Source organism: Mesorhizobium sp. M0062, from assembly GCF_040323125.1.
Taxonomy (GTDB): domain Bacteria; phylum Pseudomonadota; class Alphaproteobacteria; order Rhizobiales; family Rhizobiaceae; genus Mesorhizobium.
The window spans coordinates 17,491-36,094 of sequence record NZ_JAMYUO010000030.1; the positions used below are offsets into that span (position 1 = coordinate 17,491).

20 protein-coding genes are annotated in these 18,604 nt (G+C 63.5%); 4 read left to right on the forward strand and 16 right to left on the reverse strand.

Features of this window, described 5'->3' with window-relative positions; translation table 11 throughout:
* Nucleotides 1-36: 36 nt before the first annotated feature.
* From osmF to NKJ64_RS26385, 14 genes are all read right to left on the reverse strand, one after another.
* Entirely contained in the window at nucleotides 37-948 is a 912-nt protein-coding gene (gene osmF / locus NKJ64_RS26320; RefSeq protein WP_023689505.1) for a glycine betaine ABC transporter substrate-binding protein OsmF, read from the reverse strand.
* A 177-nt stretch (nucleotides 949-1,125) separates the two neighbouring features.
* Nucleotides 1,126-2,343, reverse strand: coding sequence for an MFS transporter (locus NKJ64_RS26325; protein ID WP_023727520.1), 1,218 nt, complete (start codon nucleotides 2,341-2,343; stop codon nucleotides 1,126-1,128).
* Nucleotides 2,340-2,840, reverse strand: a complete 501-nt coding sequence (gene nusB / locus NKJ64_RS26330) for a transcription antitermination factor NusB (RefSeq protein WP_023682390.1) — start codon at nucleotides 2,838-2,840, stop codon at nucleotides 2,340-2,342. Before nusB ends, NKJ64_RS26325 begins: the two co-directional genes overlap by 4 nt.
* A complete protein-coding gene (ribH, locus tag NKJ64_RS26335; protein ID WP_023727519.1) occupies nucleotides 2,837-3,331 on the reverse strand; it encodes a 6,7-dimethyl-8-ribityllumazine synthase in 495 nt (164 codons plus the stop codon). Before ribH ends, nusB begins: the two co-directional genes overlap by 4 nt.
* 95 nt (nucleotides 3,332-3,426) lie before the next feature.
* Nucleotides 3,427-4,044, reverse strand: coding sequence for a riboflavin synthase (locus NKJ64_RS26340; protein ID WP_023727518.1), 618 nt, complete (start codon nucleotides 4,042-4,044; stop codon nucleotides 3,427-3,429).
* A gap of 1 nt (nucleotide 4,045) precedes the next feature.
* Complete coding sequence (gene ribD, locus NKJ64_RS26345; RefSeq protein ID WP_352463585.1) at nucleotides 4,046-5,176, reverse strand: bifunctional diaminohydroxyphosphoribosylaminopyrimidine deaminase/5-amino-6-(5-phosphoribosylamino)uracil reductase RibD; 1,131 nt, start codon at nucleotides 5,174-5,176, stop codon at nucleotides 4,046-4,048.
* A gap of 2 nt (nucleotides 5,177-5,178) precedes the next feature.
* Nucleotides 5,179-5,673 carry a transcriptional regulator NrdR gene (gene nrdR, locus NKJ64_RS26350; protein WP_023669351.1) on the reverse strand — a complete coding sequence of 165 codons (495 nt, stop codon included), beginning with the start codon at nucleotides 5,671-5,673 and terminating at the stop codon, nucleotides 5,179-5,181.
* Nucleotides 5,674-5,811: 138 nt separating this feature from the next.
* Nucleotides 5,812-6,396, reverse strand: coding sequence for an invasion associated locus B family protein (locus NKJ64_RS26355; protein WP_023743620.1), 585 nt, complete (start codon nucleotides 6,394-6,396; stop codon nucleotides 5,812-5,814).
* Between the two features lie 80 nt (nucleotides 6,397-6,476).
* Nucleotides 6,477-7,790, reverse strand: coding sequence for a serine hydroxymethyltransferase (gene glyA / locus NKJ64_RS26360; RefSeq protein WP_023730851.1), 1,314 nt, complete (start codon nucleotides 7,788-7,790; stop codon nucleotides 6,477-6,479).
* Nucleotides 7,791-7,961: 171 nt separating this feature from the next.
* The gene (locus NKJ64_RS26365; protein ID WP_023752010.1) at nucleotides 7,962-9,608 is read right to left on the reverse strand and encodes a Na+/H+ antiporter; all 1,647 of its coding nucleotides are present in this window, start codon (nucleotides 9,606-9,608) and stop codon (nucleotides 7,962-7,964) included.
* A gap of 183 nt (nucleotides 9,609-9,791) precedes the next feature.
* A complete protein-coding gene (locus NKJ64_RS26370; RefSeq protein WP_023682396.1) occupies nucleotides 9,792-11,045 on the reverse strand; it encodes a L,D-transpeptidase family protein in 1,254 nt (417 codons plus the stop codon).
* A 379-nt stretch (nucleotides 11,046-11,424) separates the two neighbouring features.
* Entirely contained in the window at nucleotides 11,425-11,940 is a 516-nt protein-coding gene (gene ldtR, locus NKJ64_RS26375; RefSeq protein WP_023672997.1) for a transcriptional regulator LdtR, read from the reverse strand.
* Between the two features lie 203 nt (nucleotides 11,941-12,143).
* Complete coding sequence (locus NKJ64_RS26380; protein ID WP_023682398.1) at nucleotides 12,144-12,566, reverse strand: DUF6163 family protein; 423 nt, start codon at nucleotides 12,564-12,566, stop codon at nucleotides 12,144-12,146.
* Nucleotides 12,563-13,600 (reverse strand): enoyl-CoA hydratase/isomerase family protein, encoded by a 1,038-nt coding sequence (locus NKJ64_RS26385; protein WP_023727515.1) that lies wholly within the window; start codon nucleotides 13,598-13,600, stop codon nucleotides 12,563-12,565. Before NKJ64_RS26385 ends, NKJ64_RS26380 begins: the two co-directional genes overlap by 4 nt.
* 180 nt (nucleotides 13,601-13,780) lie before the next feature.
* Between NKJ64_RS26385 and NKJ64_RS26390 the strand changes: the two genes are divergently transcribed.
* Together NKJ64_RS26390 and hemB are read left to right on the forward strand one after the other, a co-directional pair.
* Nucleotides 13,781-14,287: a pyridoxamine 5'-phosphate oxidase family protein gene (locus NKJ64_RS26390; RefSeq protein ID WP_023750458.1), complete on the forward strand. Its 507-nt coding sequence runs from the start codon at nucleotides 13,781-13,783 to the stop codon at nucleotides 14,285-14,287.
* Nucleotides 14,288-14,375: 88 nt separating this feature from the next.
* Entirely contained in the window at nucleotides 14,376-15,431 is a 1,056-nt protein-coding gene (gene hemB, locus NKJ64_RS26395) for a porphobilinogen synthase (RefSeq protein WP_352463586.1), read from the forward strand.
* 34 nt (nucleotides 15,432-15,465) lie between these two features.
* Here hemB and NKJ64_RS26400 read toward each other — a convergent pair whose 3' ends face one another.
* Nucleotides 15,466-15,792 (reverse strand): DUF1330 domain-containing protein, encoded by a 327-nt coding sequence (locus NKJ64_RS26400; RefSeq protein WP_023673003.1) that lies wholly within the window; start codon nucleotides 15,790-15,792, stop codon nucleotides 15,466-15,468.
* Between the two features lie 176 nt (nucleotides 15,793-15,968).
* On the opposite strand from NKJ64_RS26400, the gene NKJ64_RS26405 reads away from it, so the two are divergent.
* Both NKJ64_RS26405 and NKJ64_RS26410 read left to right on the forward strand, forming a co-directional pair.
* Complete coding sequence (locus tag NKJ64_RS26405) at nucleotides 15,969-16,664, forward strand: winged helix-turn-helix transcriptional regulator (protein ID WP_023697455.1); 696 nt, start codon at nucleotides 15,969-15,971, stop codon at nucleotides 16,662-16,664.
* A gap of 109 nt (nucleotides 16,665-16,773) precedes the next feature.
* Complete coding sequence (locus NKJ64_RS26410) at nucleotides 16,774-17,418, forward strand: dihydrofolate reductase family protein (protein WP_023682404.1); 645 nt, start codon at nucleotides 16,774-16,776, stop codon at nucleotides 17,416-17,418.
* 185 nt (nucleotides 17,419-17,603) lie between these two features.
* On the opposite strand, the gene ppk2 is transcribed toward NKJ64_RS26410, so the two are convergent.
* Nucleotides 17,604-18,524, reverse strand: a complete 921-nt coding sequence (ppk2, locus tag NKJ64_RS26415) for a polyphosphate kinase 2 (protein ID WP_023682405.1) — start codon at nucleotides 18,522-18,524, stop codon at nucleotides 17,604-17,606.
* Nucleotides 18,525-18,604: the final 80 nt, after the last annotated feature.

The following is an 18,604-nucleotide window of genomic DNA, read 5'->3' on the forward strand; positions in this document are numbered from 1 at the left end:
TGTCTCGCACCAGCGTCACGATCAAATATGCGCTGACTACTTCAAAAACCCGTTCTTCTTCAAAAAGTCCTCGGCGACACCCTTGACCGGCTCGCCGCCGACCTGGACGCGGCCGTTGAGTTCCTGCAGCGTGACGAGGTCGAGCTTGGCGAACACCGGCTTCAACAGCGTCTCGATCTCCGGATGCTCTTTCAGCACCGCTTCGCGGATGATCGGCGCCGGCTGGTAGACCGGCTGCACGCCCTTGTCGTCGGCGAGCACGACCAGGCCGGACGGCGCGATGCCGCCGTCGGTGCCGTAGACCATGGCGGCGTTGGCGCCGTTGGTCTGGTTGGCGGCAGCACCGATTGTCGCGGCGGTGTCGCCGCCCGAAAGCGTGATCAACTGCTCCGGCTTCAGCGTGAAGCCGTAAGTGGTCTGGAACGCCGGCAGGGCTGCCGCCGAATTGACGAACTCAGCCGACGCCGCCAAAACCACCGTGCCGCCGCCGGCGACGTATTTGCCGAAGTCGGTAAGGGTCGCCAGCTTGTTGGTCTCGGCAACCTCCTTGCGCAGCGCGATCGCCCAGGTGTTGTTGGCCGGTGACGGCGACAGCCAGACGATCTTGTTGGCGTCATAGTCGAGCTTCTTGGCGGTCTCATAGGCCTTGGCGGCATCCTTCCAGACCGGATCGTCGGCCTTCTCGAAGAAGAAAGCGGCATTGCCGGTGTACTCGGGATAGATGTCGATCTCGCCGGCGGTGATCGCCTTGCGTACCACCGGCGTGCCGCCGAGCTGGATGCGGTCGGTGGTCTTGATGTTGTTGGCGTTGAGCACAAGCTGGATGATGTTGCCGAGCACGCCGCCCTCGGTGTCGATCTTCGAGGAGACGACCACCTGGGCATTGGCGGAGGCGGCCGTGATGCCGAGCGCCAACGCCGCGCCGGCCAGAATCTTGACTGAAAACATTGTGAAAACCCCTTGCTTTGGACCGAAATGCGGTGGCCGCATATGAGCATGGCTTCAACGCCCCGTCGGGGCACACGGTTTCATAACAATGGGTACAGAAGCAATAATTTTATGCGGTCGCCGCGATTCGGTCGGCGCCATGCTGACAGGTCGTGCCAAGCCAAAGATAGAACCGGATCAGGCGCGGGCTTTGCGCGATCCGGTCAGTTTGAGCGCGCCAAGGGCGACGAAACACAGGGCGACGACCGGGAAAACCAGCCAGTTCAGCATCTCCCAGCCCCAGGCATTGTAGATGGCGCCCGACATTAGCGAGGCGAAGGCGACGGAGCCGAACAGGACGAAGTCGTGGAAGCCCTGCACCTTGCTCTTTTCGGACGGATGGTAGCTGTCGGCGACCATGGAGGTGGCGCCGATGAAGGCGAAATTCCAGCCGAGGCCAAGCAGGATCAGCGCCGTCCAGAACTGCCACAAATGCAGGCCGGACAATGCCACCGCGGCGCAGCCGATGAGCAGGACCAGGCCGGTTGCGACGATGCGTTCGGCGCCGAAGCGATGGATCAGCGATCCGGTGAAGAAGCTCGGCGCAAACATCGCCATCACATGCCAGGAAATGCCGAGCGTGGCGTCGTCCGTCGACAGGCCGCAGCCGACCATGGCCAGCGGCGCGCCGGTCATGACGAAACTCATCAGCGCATAGCTGCCGACGGCGCAAAACAGTGCCGCGACGAAACGCGGCCGGGTGACGATCTCGGACAGCGGCCGGGCGTCGCTTGACGCGACTTCCGCGTGGCCGGGAGCCTTGGCCGGGATGCGCAGGAATGACAGGATGATGGCGCCGGCCGCCGCCAGAACCGGAATGGCCACGAACGAGCCGGCAAACATCACCGGCGCCAGCAATTCGCGGGTGAAGATGACGATCTGCGGCCCGAGAATCGCGGTGATGACGCCGCCGGCCAGCACGAAGGAAATGGCGCGCGCCTTGAATTCGGGCGGAGCATTATCGGCGGCGGCGAAGCGGAACTGCTGGACGAAGGCGCCGCCGACGCCGATCACCAGCAGGGCGAAAACGAACAGCCAGAAGCTGGCGTGGAACAGTGCCAGCGTGGAGATGACGCCGCCAAGCGCGGTGACGATGGTGCCGGTCATGAAGCCGCCGCGCTGGCCGAGCCAGCGGATGATGGCCGCGGCCGGCAACGCGCCGAGCGCCACGCCGATGTTGAAGCCGGTGATTGGCGCCGTTGCCAGCGACTTATCGGGGCCAAGCAGATATTGCCCGGCCAGCCCGCCCATGGAAATGGCAATCGGCGCGGCCGAACCGATAATCGCCTGCGACGTCGCCAGAATGATCGCCGTGCGGCGCGCTTCCCTTGCTGCGCCGGCGACGGTGCCGGTCACAATGCGTCCTTGCCGCGCCCCTCGCCCCGCACCCGGCGCGACACACGGTCGAGCACGGCGTTGGTCAGCTTCGGCTCGTCTTCCTCGTAGAAGGCCTTGGCGATGTCGACATATTCCGAAACGATGACGGCCACCGGCACGTCGTCGCGCTTCATCAGTTCGTAGACGCCGGCGCGCAGGATGGCGCGCAATGTCGAATCGAGTCTGGACAGCGGCCAGTCTTCCGTCAGCGCCTGGCGTATGATCGGATCGATGGTCGTCTGGTTCTCGACGACGCCGGCCAGGATTGCGCGGAACCACTGCGCGTCGGCCTCGCGATAAAGCGCGCCGTCGACTTCCTTGCCGAGCCGGAACGCCTCGTATTCGGCGGTGATCTCGAAGACGCCGCTGCCGGCCACGTCCATCTGGTAAAGCGCCTGCACGGCGGCCAGACGGGCGGCGCCACGCTTGTTGGCGTGGCGTATCGCGGGCTGGCCGGGCGAAGCGGGTTCGCTCACGATTGCGCTCCCAGCTTCTCCTTGAGCGCGATCATGGTCAGCGCCGCGCGCGCGGCAAAGCCGCCCTTGTCGCCCTCCGAGCGCTTGGCGCGCGTCCAGGCCTGCGCGTCGTTCTCGGTGGTCAGGATGCCGTTGCCGATCGCAATCGCTTCCTGCACCGAGAGATCCATCAGCGCGCGGCTCGATTCATTGGCGACGATGTCGAAATGATAAGTGTCGCCACGAATGATGGTGCCGAGCGCGACAAAACCATCATAGTCCTTGCCGCCCTCGCCCATGCCGTCGAGCGCAAAAGTGATCACTGCTGGAACTTCCAGCGAACCGGGAACGGTGACGACGTCATAGGTCGCGCCGGCTTCGTCGAGCGCGCTCGTCGCGCCGTCGAGTAGCGCGTCGGCAAGATCGTCATGAAAGCGCGCCTCGATAATCAGAAGGTGGGCCTTCTTCTTCGGGCGAATGAACGCTTTGCCGTGTTGGGATGTGCCTGCCATGAATGTCTCCGGGGGTAGCCGGTGACTTAGGCCGAAGCGGTCACATTCGCAAGCTTTGTCCGACGCTCAGGCCCGGTCTAATTTCCCAGGGGGGCTCAAAGCCCCTCTTTCACCGCCTCGACCAGTCGCGCGGCGTAGCGGGCCATGGTGTCGATCTCCAGGTTGACCTTGTCGCCCACCTTGCGCTCGCCCCAAGTCGTCACGGTCAGCGAATGGTGGATCAACAGCACATCGAAACGGGCGCCTTCGACCTTGTTGACGGTAAGCGAGGTGCCGTCGAGTGCGACGGAGCCTTTTGGGGCAATGAATTTTGCCAGTTCGCGCGGCGCCTCCAGCGTGAAGCGAACGGCATCGCCTTCATCCTTCCGCTCGGCGATTTCGGCCATGCCGTCGACATGACCCGACACGATGTGGCCGCCGAGTTCGTCGCCGATCTTCAGTGCCCGCTCGAGATTGACCTTGGTGCCTGATTTCCAGCCCGACGCCGTGGTCAGCCTCAGTGCCTCTTCCCAGGCTTCGACCTCGAACCAGCGGGCGTTCGAGCCGCCATCTGGCAGCGCCGTCACCGTCAGGCAGACGCCGCCGCAGGAGATCGAGGCACCGATGGCGATCGTCGCGGGGTCATAGGCGGTGTCGATGCGCAGGCCGACGCCTTCGCTCAGCGGCTTGACGGCCGCGACGGTGCCGATATCGGTGACAATTCCAGTGAACATTTCAGATATCTCTCACCCATTCGGCATAGCTGTCTTCCCCGAAGCGCATCTCGCGCAATTTGCGGAAGCCTGCCGGGATATGGTTGGCGTCGATGGGCGATGCAATGCCGCCCTCGCCGATCGCTTCCGGTCCCTGGAACAGCACGATGCGGTCGACCAGTCCTTCGGCGAGGAAGGCGCTGGCCACCTTGGCGCCGCCTTCGACCAGAACGCTGGCCATGCCGAGCGCGCCGAGATCCTCGAGCAGTTCCGGCAAGGCAATGCCGCCTTCATGGGTTTCGGTGCCGATGAAGCGCACGCCGGCACGCTCCAGCACCGACCGCCGTAGCGGATCAGCCTCCAGGCTCGCGGTGATATAGAGCGGCACCCGGTCGATGCCGGAGACCAGCTTCGAGGCTTCGGGCAGCCTGATCTGGCAATCGAGCACGATGCGCGCCGGCGAGCGGTTCTCCAGCCCCGGCAGCCGCACGGTGAGCGCGGGATCATCCTCCAGTGCCGTGCCGATGCCGACCAGTATGCCATCGGCTTCGGCGCGCATCAGATAGACTTCGCGGCGGGCGATATCGCCGGTGATCGCGACCTGGCCGGCGCCATGCCTGCCGATCTTGCCGTCGCTGGAAAGCGCAAGCTTCAGAGTCACTTCCGGACGCTTTTTCATAGATCGAATCAAATAGCCGGCCATCTGCTCGGCGGCTTCCTCGACCAGCACCTTTTCGACCACTTCGATGCCGGCGGCGCGCAGGATGGCATAGCCTTTGCCGGAGACGCGCGGATCGGGATCGCTGGCGGCGCCGACGACCCGCGCCACTCCGGCATTGACCAGCGCGTTGGCGCAAGGCGGGGTGCGGCCATGGTGGGCGCAGGGCTCCAGCGTGACATAGGCGGTGGCGCCGCGCGCCAACTCGCCGGCTTCAGTCAGCGCCTCGGTCTCGGCATGCGGCCGGCCGCCAACAGCGGTGACCCCTGTGCCGACGATCATCGGGCCGGCGCCATCGTCGCGAACGATTATGGTGCCGACGGAAGGGTTGGTCGAGGTGCGGCCGGCATTTCTGCGCGAGAGCCTCAGCGCCGCGGCCATGAAGCGGCGATCGAGGGCCTGCTGATCGGCCTTCCCTGACGTTTGGCTTGCCATGCTCAGCCGGCGTCCTCTTCGCTCTTCAGCTCGTCGCCTTTGAGTTCGTCACCTTTGAGCTCACCCAGCACGTCATGGAAGTCCTTGGCCTCACGGAAATTGCGATAGACCGAGGCGAAGCGGACATAGGCGACGTCGTCGAGCGACTTCAGCGCTTCCATGACGAGCCGGCCGACCTCGCCCGAGGCGATTTCAGTCTCGCCGGAGCTTTCGAGCTGGCGCACGATGCCGGTGACGGCGCGGTCGATGCGCTCGGGATCGACATTGCGCTTGCGCACCGCGATCTCCACCGAACGCAAGAGCTTGTCGCGGTCGAACGGCACCTTTCTGCCGGACTTCTTCACCACCACGAGGTCGCGCAACTGGACGCGCTCGAAAGTGGTGAAACGGCCACCGCAATCGGGACAGACGCGCCGCCGGCGGATCGCCGCGCCATCCTCGGCGGGGCGCGAATCCTTCACCTGCGTATCTTCGGACTGGCAATAGGGACAGCGCATGGAGAGCCTTCAGGTTGGCGATTCTGGCGGAACGATAGGCTTAGAGGTTTTTGCCGGGACGGCAAAGGTTCGGCAACGGCCGCTCGCGCCCTCAGAGATAGCGAGGCGGGAGGAAAATTGCCAGCCGCGCCAGATATGTCAGGGCGCGACGTCCTTGGTCGGGAAGCCGCAGGACGTTCCGAGGTTGCGGTAGGCCTTGGTGAAGCCGTCCATAGGGATGCTGGCCACGGCTTGCTTGCCGAACGTCACGTCGAGCGAGATGACCTGGCGCATGGCCCGCAACAAAGCGAGACTGGTCTTGGCCTGGTTGTCGACGGTCCAGCTCGGGCGGCCGGCATCATTGGAATAGACGGTCGCGGAAACCTTGACGCCGGGGTCACCGAAGGTCGCGGCGATCTTCTTGCCGGTCGGCAGCTCCTTGTTGGCGATCGTGAACATGATCGCGGGATAGGCATCGGGCGGCAGCGCGTCGCCGGTCGAGATCGAAAGCGTCAGCGTGCCGGCATTGCCGCCGCCATCGACAAAGGCCGTGGAGGCAGCGCAGGTCTTGCGGGAATCCTGGCCGGTATCGAGCGCATCGATGATGGTGGTCCACCTGCCAAAGGTGTTTGTGGCGGGGATATCCGTGCTCGGCTGCGTCTGCTCCTGGGCGATCGCGCCCGACACGGCGACAGCGGCAAGCGAGCCGAGGGAGGCCAGAACGGCAGGATGGAACATGCGCATCGTCAAATCTCCAACAGGCCGCGCCGCCCGGACAGCAAGCGGCGCAGAGCGCGGGATAAAAGACGAAGCGCCGCTGGTGGTCAACCGAGATAGGGATAGAGCGGGAAACGATCGGTCAGCGCCACGACCTTTGCCTTCACCGCCGCCTCGACCGCCGCATTGCCTTCGTCGGAATTGGCGACCTTCAGCCCGTCCAGCACTTCGGCGATCAGCTTGCCGATCTCGCGGAACTCGGCCTGGCCGAAGCCGCGCGTGGTGCCGGCCGGCGTGCCCAGACGCACGCCAGAGGTGACGAAAGGCTTTTCCGGATCGAACGGGATGCCGTTCTTGTTGCAGGTGATGTTGGCGCGGCCGAGCGCTGCCTCGGCGCGCTTGCCGGTGGCGTTCTTGGGCCTGAGATCGACCAGCATCAGATGGTTGTCGGTGCCGCCGGACACGATGTCGAGGCCGGTTTCCTTGAGGCTCGACGCCAGCGCCTTGGCGTTGGCGACGACGCTCTCGGCATAGAGCTTGAAGCTCGGCTTCAGCGCCTCGCCGAAGGCGACAGCCTTGGCGGCGATGACATGCATCAGCGGCCCGCCCTGCAGGCCGGGGAAAACCGCCGAATTCATCTTCTTGGCGATGTCCTCGTCATTGCACAGGATCATGCCGCCGCGCGGGCCTCGCAACGATTTGTGCGTGGTCGTGGTCACGACATGGGCGTGCGGCAGCGGTGACGGATGCACGCCGCCGGCAACCAGGCCGGCAATATGGGCCATGTCGACCATCAGATAGGCGCCGACCGCATCCGCGATCTCGCGAAAACGCTTCCAGTCCCAGATGCGCGAATAGGCGGTGCCGCCGGCCAGGATCAGCTTTGGCTTGGTCTCATGTGCGGTCTTTTCGATCGCGTCCATGTCGAGCAGATGGTCGTCCTTGCGCACGCCGTAGGAAACGACTTTGAACCACTTGCCGCTCATATTGACGGGCGAGCCGTGCGTCAGGTGGCCGCCGGAATTCAGGTCGAGGCCCATGAAGGTGTCGCCGGGCTGCAGCAGCGCCAGGAAGACCGCCTGGTTCATCTGGCTGCCGGAATTCGGCTGGACATTGGCGAAGTTGCAGCCGAACAGCTTTTTGGCGCGCTCGATGGCGAGTTCCTCGGCGACGTCGACGAACTGGCAGCCGCCATAATAGCGCTTGCCCGGGTAACCCTCGGCGTATTTGTTGGTCATAATCGAGCCCTGCGCCTCGAGCACGGCGCGCGAAACGATGTTTTCCGAGGCGATCAGCTCGATCTCATGGCGCTGGCGGCCAAGCTCGTTGCGGATGGAGCCGAAGATCTCCGGATCGGCATCTTCCAGCGTGGTTTCGAAGAAGGATTCGAATTTGTTCGACGCTGCCGCTGCAGTTGCCATGGCCTGAAATCCTTCGGTTCGGGGCATTTATCTATGCATATCGTTGCCCCGAAACCGCTGCACGGTTCCGGGCGACATGCATTGCCGCGCCATTAACACAGTTGTTTTCGCCTCGCCACGTTTGCAGCGCGAAATTTGCTGGCCGGATTGCGCCAGAGCGGCCCTGTACCGCTATTTTCGCTCCTGCCGCCCCTGCAGCAAGGCTTCGGTGAGCGTGATCTCGGTAAACAGCGCCCGCGCCGTATGGTCGTTGATCGCGCCGCTGCTTAACATGTCGCGCACGGCGATGCGCTCGGCCTCGATGCCGGCAAGCCGCATTTCGAGCTCCAGCCGCCCGGCTTCGCGGGCCTCTGCCCGGGCGTCGTCGGCCTCGTCCGAGGTGGCGATCCGGCGCCGGTAGCCGGCGACGATGTTTTCGGCGGCGGCAAGCCTGGCGCCGGGCACCTCGCCCTGGTCGTCGTCGCTGGCGCCCGCCATGCTTTCGACGCGGGCGATGGCCGCCTTGGCGGCGCCGATGCGGGCGAGACGCTCCTCGATGGCGCTGCCATCCTCGCCCGGCTCGACCAGCCCGCGCGCTATCTTCGGCAGCGCCACGCTGGCGATGGCGAGCGAACAGATGATGACGCCGGCGGCGAGGAAGATCACCAGGTCGCGCGCGGGAAAAGGCGAGCCGTCCGGCATGGCGAGCGGGAGCGACAGGATGCCGGCCAGCGTGATCGCGCCGCGCACGCCCGCCACCGAGCCGGCAAGCCGCACACGCATCCCGAACGGCTCGGCCTTGCGCTTTCCCCATTTTGCCTTGAGGCCTGCCGCGATGTCGCCGACCCAGATCCAGAGGAAGCGCAGCGCGATCAGGCACAGCGTCAGCGCAATCACCGTCGCGACCGGCTGGATGATCGGGTAATGGCCAGTCAGTTCGGGCGGCACGCGGCGAATGATTTCGGGAAGCTGCATGCCGAGCACGATGAACAGCGCGCCATTGTAGACGAAGGACAAGGTCGTCCACAGCGAGATCGTCTGCATGCGCGCCGAGACGCCGAGGAAGCGGAAGACGCCGGAGCCGCCGGTCAAAAGCCCGGCGGTGACCGCCGCCAGAATGCCTGAGGCATGCAGATGTTCGGCGACGAGATAGGCAATGAAGGGCAGCAGGACCATGACCAGAACCTGCGCCTCGGCCGGAACGCCGCCGATGCGATTCAGAAGCTGCAGCAGCCTGGCGGCGATGAACAACGCGGCGATGCCGGCCAGGATGCCGATGGCGACGGCATAGACGAAGGACAGCGATGCATCGGCGAAGGAAAAGCTGCCGGTCACGGCGGCGGCGACGGCGAAGCGGAACATGACCAGGCCCGAGGCGTCGTTGAGCAGCGCCTCGCCTTCCAGAATATGCATCAGCCGCGCCGGCACCAGGCTTCTGTCGACGATCGAGGACACCGCCACGGCGTCGGTCGGGGACAGCACGGCGGCGAGCGCGAAGGCGACGACCAGCGGGATGCTCGGCACCAACCAGTGCAAGGCATAACCGAAGCCGACAATGGTAAAGAAGACCAGCCCGATGGCCAGATCGAGGATCGGTCCGCGCAGCGCGATCAGCTCGCGTTTTGGCGCTCCATAGGCATCGCCGAACAAAAGCGGCGGAATGAACACCAGCAGGAAGAGTTCGGGGTCGATCTCGACATGGATGCCTTTCACCGGCCAGGCGAGCGCGGCGCCGATGGCAATCTGCAGCACCGGCAGCGGCACCCGAACCAACCGCACCAGTGCGCCGGAAAGAGCGACGAAGACCAGCACGGCGAGGATGAAGATTGCGACCTGCATGGCGCGATTCCGGCTGTTTTGAGGACCATGCGCAATTGCCGTTAGTCCGTCCAGATGGGCCTGCGGCGCAACGTCCGGCAGTGTTCATGGCCTGCATGGCTGGCGGCCACCAGTCTTCTTCTGTTGGGATGTCGAACGGAAAAGGCCACCTTGCGGTGGCCTTTCCTGAAGGAGATCAGCAGCTTAGAGCGAAGAGGTGATCTGCAGTTCGCTGGCGCCATCGAGCGCGTAGACGTCGTCGCGGAACTGCACGACGCCCGGACCCGTCGACCAGGCCGACACATAGAGGAAGTGGACCGGAACCGGGTTGACGACCTGCACCGGCGTGTTCTCGCCGGTCTTGATGGTCGCCTCGAAATGCTGGCGGTCCCAGCCGGGTGTGTCGCGCAGGATCCATGTGACGAGGTCGCGCACGTTCTGGACACGCACGCAGCCCGAGGAATCGAAGCGCATCATCTTGCCGAACAGGCTTTGCTGCGGCGTATCGTGCATGTAGACGCCGTCGGGGCTGGGGAAGTTGATCTTGACCGAAGCCATGGCGTTGCCGGAACCCGGATCCTGGCGGAAGCGGTATTTTGCGGCATCATCCGTCGACCAATCGACAGTCATCGGATCGACTTCGCTGCCATCCGGCGCAAACAGGCGGATATGGCTGTCCTTGAGATAGTCGGGGTTCTTCCGCATCAGCGGAATGATGTCCTTGCGCACGATCGAGACCGGCGCGTTCCAGTAAGGATTGACGATGATCTCGTTGATCTTGGAATTGACCACCGGGGTCTGGCGGTCGATCTTGCCGACGATTGCGGTGTGGCGCAGCACGACGCGATCGTTCTCGACCGCCTCGATCTGTGCCGCCGGGATATCGACCAGCACATAACGGCTGCCCAGCGTGCCGGCCTTTTCGCGCAGGCGCTCCAGATTGGTCTGCAGCTGACCGAGGCGGATCTGCGCCGAAACGTTCATCGCGGCATAGGTGTATTTGCCCATGGCGCCGTCGGCCGGCAGGCCATGGCGCGCCTGGAAGCGCTTGACCGCGGCGTCGACGTAGGAATCGAACGACGTCGAAATGCCGGCGCTCTGCGCCAGGTCGCCCGAAACCATCAGCCGCTTGCGCAGCGGCACCACGTCCGGATCGTCGACGCCAAGCTGCAGCTTCTTGGTCGCTGGCACCTCGCCCCAGCCGCCCTGGGCGACGATGTTCTGATACTGCGCCACCGCCTGTTCGGTGAAGGCGACCGTCTGCAGGCTGAAGATCGGCAGCGTCGAGGCGACCTTGCCGCCTTCGGAGGCGCGGGCGTCGAACTGGTCGTCCCAATTGCCACGGTTCGAAGACTTCAGGATATCGTCGATCACATCCTGCGCGCTGGCGGCATTGGCAACCATGGCAACGGCGAGCGCGGAAGCTCCGGAAAGGAAAAAGCGGCGGCTGGTTCTCATGGACGTTCCAGACATTCTTGTCGTGTTTGGCTTGTAGCGTTTGGCTGTTGCAGCGTTCGGCTACGTGCTCGATGTTGGGCGATATCGCCCGCACTCTAAAGTTGGCACTGTTAACAATTAGCCAACCATGACCTGCGTCACCTGGCCGTCAAAAGCGGACGGCGATGCGACCTTACAGGCGCGCGAACAGCTTTCGCCGCCGCATACCCACAGCCCTCGCTTCCACCGCGAATATGGCGGCAACGTGGCTTTGCGCCGAATTGGAAGCGCAGGCGGCTCGAAAAAGAAAAGGCCGGTGCTTTTCGGCACCGGCCTGTTGACTGAGACTTGCCTCCGGCCGCGCTTCTTCCGGCGCAACTGCTATTCAATGGCCCGCTGATTACATCCGGTAGGCGATGGTGTCGTTCCAGAAGCGGTCGAGGCGCTGCAGCGCGCGGTTCATCTGCTTGAACTCTTCGCTGTTGATGCCGCCGACCTGTTCGATCGAGCCGACATGGCGCTCATAGAGACCGGCGACGACTTCCGCCACTTCATTGCCCTTCGGCGTCAGCGAAACGCGGACCGAACGGCGGTCGATGCGCGAGCGCTGGTGGTTGATGAAGCCGAGATCGACCAGCTTCTTCAGATTGTAGGAGACGTTCGAGCCGAGATAGTAGCCACGCGAGCGCAGCTCGCCGGCGGTCAGCTCGGAGTTGCCGATGTTGAACAGAAGCAGCGCCTGGATGGCATTGATGTCGGAACGGCCATTGCGGTCGAACTCGTCCTTGATCACGTCAAGCAGACGGCGATGCAGACGCTCGACCAGCTGCAGCGATTCCATGTAAAGCGAACGGATAGCCTCGCGGCGATCGTCGGATACGTTGGCGGTCTTCGCCGCCGGACGCGAATTGATCATTGTCTTTGCCTCTCGTTTGTCGCCCTGGTGATTTTTTGTTTTTCACCTTGATTGCGACACTATCGAATACTCATAAAATTCGACTTAAACGCTAGGGCTAACAAGAGCTTACCGGTAATAGGTTTCGCAAGACGCTTAACGAACGGTCACCCGAGCAAGGATAATTAACCTAAAGATTTAGCCAATGGCTGCGGGGCGGCGTTTCAGGCGCGCGCAGGGCGCTTGCGCATCCAGATGACGACGCGGAAGGCGATGTAGAGCAGCGCGACCGCGGCATGCGAGAAGACGATCAGCGGCCGGTGGCCGTAGAGATCGGGGAAGCCGGCATACATTATGGTCTCGGTGACAGCACAGATGAACCAGATCACCGGGCCCCACGACGCCAGCATCCACAGGCCGGCGGCGGCGAAGGGGAAGAACACGGCCAGCATCACCGCCACGACCTGCCAGTGCACCGGCATCAGGTCGAAGCGCCACAGCGGGCCGGGATAAAAACCGATCAGCCGGATCCAGTACAGGATGCCGAACAGCAGGCAATAGCCAGCTATGACGCGCTGGAACCAGGCGAAGATGATCTCGACGCCCGAGGGCTGCAGCACGATGCGCCGCGACGTGACCTCGCTCACAGTTCGAGCTCCCGTTCGAGCGGCGCGAAATAGGCGTCCACCGAAGCAGCGTCGACCTCGGCCAGGCTTGCCGGCCGCCACTGCGGCGTCGAACCCTTGTCGACGAGGACGGCGCGGATGCCTTCATAGAAGTCGTGCCCGGCCAGCATGCGGTTGAGGATGCGGAACTCCATCTTCATGCAGGCTTCCATCGACAGCGTCAGCCCGGCGCTGATCTGGCGCCACGCGACATTGAGGCTGGTCGGCGAGCGGGTGCGGATGGTGGCCAGCGTCTTGGCGGCAAACTCGTCGGCGCCTGCCGCCCGCTCCAGGCTCTTGAGGATTTCGGCGAGCGAGGGTTGGGAAAAATGCCGGGCGATGGCTTCCAGCACCGGCTGGGCGGTTTCGCGCCGGGCCGGCACGAAGAAGCCGCGCAGCACCGATTCCGGATCGCCATTGGCGCAGAGCCGATCGAGAAAGGCGGATTGGTCGGCGGCCTTTATGGTGTGGGTGGCCAGGCCAGACCACAGCGCATCGCCATAGCGGATGCGGTTGCCGGTCAGCGCCAGATACATGCCGAAACTGCCGCCAAGGTCAGGCAGAAGATGGCTGCCGCCGACATCGGGGAAGAAACCGATGCCGACTTCGGGCATGGCGAACTGGGCGTTCTCGGTCAGCACGCGCTGCGAGCCGTGGAACGAGATGCCGACGCCGCCGCCCATCACGATCCCGTCGATCAGCGCGACGTAGGGCTTTTTGTAACTGTTAATGCGGGCGTTAAGCCGGTATTCGTCGGCGAAGAACTCGACCGGCGGCTTTCCGGCGCGGGCCTCGTAGACGTGCATGATGTCGCCGCCGGCGCAAAACGCCCTGCCCTCGGCCTTGACGACGACGACATCGATGCCGGCGTCGCGTTCAAAAGCGTCGAGCGCCTTGTCCAGCGCCTTGATCATGCGATGTGTCAGCGCATTGAGCGCCTGCGGCCGCGTCAGCGTGACGACGCCTGCCTTGCCCAACCGTTCGAAGCGGATCTCGTCGCCGCCGCCAAAGTCCATCGTCAGAGAATCCCTCCCCGCGCCTGCGGGACTGAAGTGCTAAAGGTGGCGCATGGGTGCGTCAACCGGCGGGCGCGGTTTGGATTTTCGCAAGGCAACGCGACCGTGCTTTGCCCCCGACAGAAATGCGCGCAAAATTGCCGGGCAAAACAGCCTTTCTTCTGATGCAGGGACAAACGCATGACGCTTGAAACCGCAGCGCCGAGCCATGGCTGGGAGATGCCGAAAAAGTTCGACCCGGATGATGTTCTCAGCCGCCCGCTGATGGCCAATCTGGCGACCGTGACCGCTGACGGCGCGCCGCGCAACGCGCCGATGTGGTTCATCTGGGAGGACGCTGCGATCTGGCTACTCGGCTCGACCGGCGCAAGTGCTGTCAAACACCTCGAACGTGACCCGCGCTGCGCCGTGGAGATCGTCCATTTCGACAATGAGGCCGGCATCCTGCTGCATCTCGGCCTGCGCGGCGTCGCCACCATAGAAGCGATGGCGCCGAACCGCTTCAAACGGCTGCTGCACAAATATCTCGGCCCGGAGGCGACCTGGAACCGCTGGTTCATCGACAATGTCGCCGACATCGGCCATCCGGACGGGCGCCTGATCCGGCTCGCCCCGGAGAGCACCTTCACCAACAATGTGTCGTTCTTCAAAACCGGCCCAGAACTGGCGTGGCCGCCGAAGCCGTAAGCAGCGCGTTATCGACTGGCACAATCGTGTCGCATTGGTCAGCGGCAAGGCCTCGTGGTAAAAGCCGCCCCGACCCGGAGTTTTTGCGATGAACAAATTCACCCCCGCGACGAGCAACAAATTCGCACCGGCAAAGCCCGCCGGTGCGCGCAGCGTCGACGAGATCACCGGCAGCCGCCGCTTGCGGCGCATGCGCAAGGCCGACTGGTCGCGCCGCCTGGTGCAGGAAAACCGGCTTACGGTGAACGATCTGATCTGGCCGATCTTCGTCATCGACGGCAAGAACACGCGTGAGCCGATCGCCGCCATGCCCGGCGTCTTCCGCCTGTCGCTGGACCTCGCCGTCAAGGAGGCCGAGCGGGCCGCTAAGCTCGGCATTCCGGCGATCGCCACCTTCCCCAATGTTGAACTCAGCCTGCGCGACCTGACGGGATCGCACATCCTCGACCCGGAAAACATCATCAACCGCGCCACCCGCGCCATCAAGGACGCGGTGCCGGAGATCGGCATCATCACCGATGCCGCGCTCGATCCGTTCACCTCGCACGGCCATGACGGCATCTTGCGCGACGGCATCATCGTCAATGACGAGACGGTGGAACAGGTGACCGCCGCGGCCGTCATCCAGGCCGCGGCCGGCGCCGACATCATCGCGCCGTCCGACATGATGGACGGCCGCATCGGCGCCATTCGCGACGCACTCGACGCCAACGGTTTTTCGGATGTGGCGATCATGTCCTATGCGACGAAATTCGCCTCCGCCTTCTATGGCCCCTACCGCGAGGCGGTCGGCACCGCCGGCCTGCTCAAGGGCGACAAAAAGACTTATTATCTCGACCACGCCAATTCCGACGAAGCAGTGCGCGAGGCCGAGCAGGACCTCGCCGAGGGCGCCGACATGCTGATGGTCAAGCCTGGCCTGCCCTATCTCGACATTATCCGGCGGCTGAAGGATGAGTTCCAAATGCCGACCTTCGCCTACCAGGTTTCGGGCGAATATTCGATGATCAAGGCGGCGGCCGCCAATGGCTGGATCGACGGCGAAAAGGCGATGCTGGAGAGCCTGCTCGCCTTCAAGCGCGCCGGCTGTGACGGCATCCTGACTTACTTCGCGCCGGAAGTGGCGCAGATGCTGAAGGGTTAGCCGGAACCTGGATGCTCCGGGTTCCGGCTTTTCCTCACGCCTTTGGCAAATAAGGAATCGTTCCGGCGAGATCGGTATCGTCGATCAGCTGGAAGCGGCTGTCGCTGCCCTTCCGGCGCTCCGCCACAAACGGGGCGTATTGCGGATCGTTGGTGAAGGCCTCGGCTGCCTTTGCCGACGGAAACGCCATGATGGCGATCAGGCTGGTGTCGAGCGGCTTGCCCTCCAGCGTCTTCACATTGCCGCTGCGGGCGAGATACTTGCCGCCATGCTTGTGGACGAGGTCATGCACCGAAGCGGCATAGGCCGGCACCCATTTGTCGTCCTTCACCTTGATGTCTGCGATCACGTAAGCGGTCATTGTCCAACTCCTCATGGATCGGCACCGGACTGCCCGGTGACGTGACCGCTGCCTCGCATGGCGGCGCCGGACCGCTCCAGTCACAGAACTGTACCGGGGGTGCCAGTACAGCTTCTGTACTGGCTGAACTCAGGTTTTCTGAATAAGGTCCGGTAACATCTTTTGGAGCTCACCACATGACACAAGCCGGTTACAAGCAATTCTGCCCGCTCTCCATGGCGGCGGAGCTGTTGTGCACACGCTGGACCATGGTGCTGTTGCGCGAACTGGTGGCGGGATCGACCCGCTTCAACGATTTGCGCCGCGGCGTGCCGAAAATGTCGCCAACCCTTCTGTCGCAACGGCTTAGGGATCTCGAAGCGGGAGGCATCGTCGAGCGGACCGAGATCGCGACCGAGAAGGGCGTGTTCGAATACCGGCTGACCGAGGCGGGCCGGGATTTGCGCCCGGTTGTCGAGGCGATGGGGTTTTGGGGCCAGAAATGGGTCGAGGCCAGGCTGTCGCTCAAAAACCTCGATCCGTCGCTGCTGATGTGGGACATGCGGCGCAATCTGAACCCCAGTCCGCTGCCGGACGGGCGCACCGTGATACAATTCCTGTACCATGACCTGCCGGCGTCAAAACGATCGTGGTGGCTGATCGTCGAAAAGCAGGGCGAGGTCGATCTTTGCTGGTACGATCCGGGCTTCGACGTCGATCTCTACGTCTCGACCGATCTGTGCACCATGACCTCGATCTGGATGGGGCTGACGACAGTTCACAAGGAACGCGACAAGATCAGCCTGACCGGCGATCTCGACGTCGCCGGCAAGATGCAGATCTGGCTTGGGCTCAGCCCGTTTGCGGTGATGCCGAAGCGCGTGGCGGCTTGAGGTCCCTGCGCATTCCACAGATCGCTTGCCTCTAAAAATACTAGTTGCAAAATGCAATCAGTTTGAATACTGATTGCAAATCACAACTGGTCACCAAAGGGAGTCTTCCATGTCCAAACTGCGCGTCAATGCCTTCACCTTGTCGCTCGACGGTTTCGGCGCCGGTCCTGACCAGGACCTGCAAAATCCGCTCGGCGTTGGTGGCGAAGATCTGCACAAATGGATGACCGGCACCCGCACCTTCCACGAGATGGTCGGCAAGGATGGCGGCACCACCGATGTGGACGACCGGTTCACCATCGGCAGCTTCCACAATGTCGGCGCCTGGATCCTCGGCCGCAACATGTTCGGCCCAATCCGCGGCGAATGGCCGGACGAGAGCTGGAAAGGCTGGTGGGGCGACAACCCGCCCTATCATGTGCCGACCTTCGTGCTGACCCATCACAAGCGCGACCCCATTGCGATGGAAGGCGGCACCGTTTTCCACTTCGTCACCGGCGGCATCCACGCCGCGCTCGAACAAGCAAAGGCCGCGGCCGGCGGCAAGGATGTCCGCGTCGGCGGCGGCGTTTCCACCATCCGGCAATATCTGCAAGAGAAGCTCATCGACGAGTTGCATCTGGCGGTGTCGCCAGTGTTGCTCGGGAGGGGCGAGAGCCTGTTTGCCGGGCTGGATATGCTGAAGCTGGGTTACCAGTGCACCGAGCAGGTGGCGACAGCGCTCGCCACGCATGTGACGATCAAGCGGGTGTAGTGGCGAAGTGATAGGCGCAGGCTTCTTTCTCCCCGTTCTACGGGGAGAAATGCCCGGCAGGCAATGAGGGGCAGCGCTGCTTTGGAGGTTAGCAGCGTCCGACGGCTGTGAATTCGTCGCCGGAGCTGCCCCTCATCCGCCCTTCCGGCACCTTCTCCCCGTGAAACGGGGAGAAGGAAAAGTGCTCAATACTTCTCCGGCACGTAAAGCTCGCGCGGCAGGACCTGGCGCTCGTACTCCGGGTTGAACACCCGCTCGGGCAGCGTGATTTCTTCGTGCGGCACGTCCTCATAGGGCAGCTGTTTGAGGAGATGGTCGATGCAGTTCAGCCGCGCCCGCTTCTTGTCGTTGCCTTCGACGATGTACCACGGTGCCTCTGGGATGTTGGTGCGGGCAAACGTCTCTTCCTTGGCCTTGGTGTACTGCTCCCAGCGCACGCGCGACTGCAGGTCCATCGGCGACAGCTTCCACTGCTTCATCGGGTCGTGGATGCGCATCATGAAGCGCATCTGCTGTTCCTCGTCGGTGATCGAGAACCAGTATTTGACCAGCGTGACGCCGGAGCGGACCAGCATGCGCTCGAACTCCGGCACGTCGCGGAAGAACTCTTCGACCTGATCGGGTTCGGCAAAGCCCATCACCCGCTCGACGCCGGAGCGGTTGTACCAGGAGCGGTCGAACAGCACGATCTCGCCGCCGGCCGGCAGATGCGGCACGTAGCGCTGGAAATACCACTGCGATTTTTCGCGCTCGGTCGGCGCCGGCAGCGCCACGACGCGGCAGATGCGCGGGTTGAGGCGCTGGGTGATGCGCTTGATGACGCCGCCCTTGCCGGCGGAATCGCGTCCTTCGAAAACCACCACCAGCTTCTTCTTGTGGTAGGCGACCCAGGACTGCAGCTTGATTAGTTCCGACTGCAAGCCGATCAGGTCGCGGAAATACTGCATGCGGTCGATCGACGGCGGATGCGCGTTCTTGTAGATCTTGGAGATCTCCAGCGACAGCGCCGGCTCCGACATTTCAAGCTCATAGTCCTCGTCGAGCATGTCGGCGAGTTCGGCTTCCAGCCAATCCCTGGCCGGAGAATTCTGCTTCAACTCGGTCATTTCCACTGCTCCGCTTGCCGGCTGACATGAAACCCTGAGCCGACTTGATATAGGCCGGCAATGACGGTTTTATTGCAACC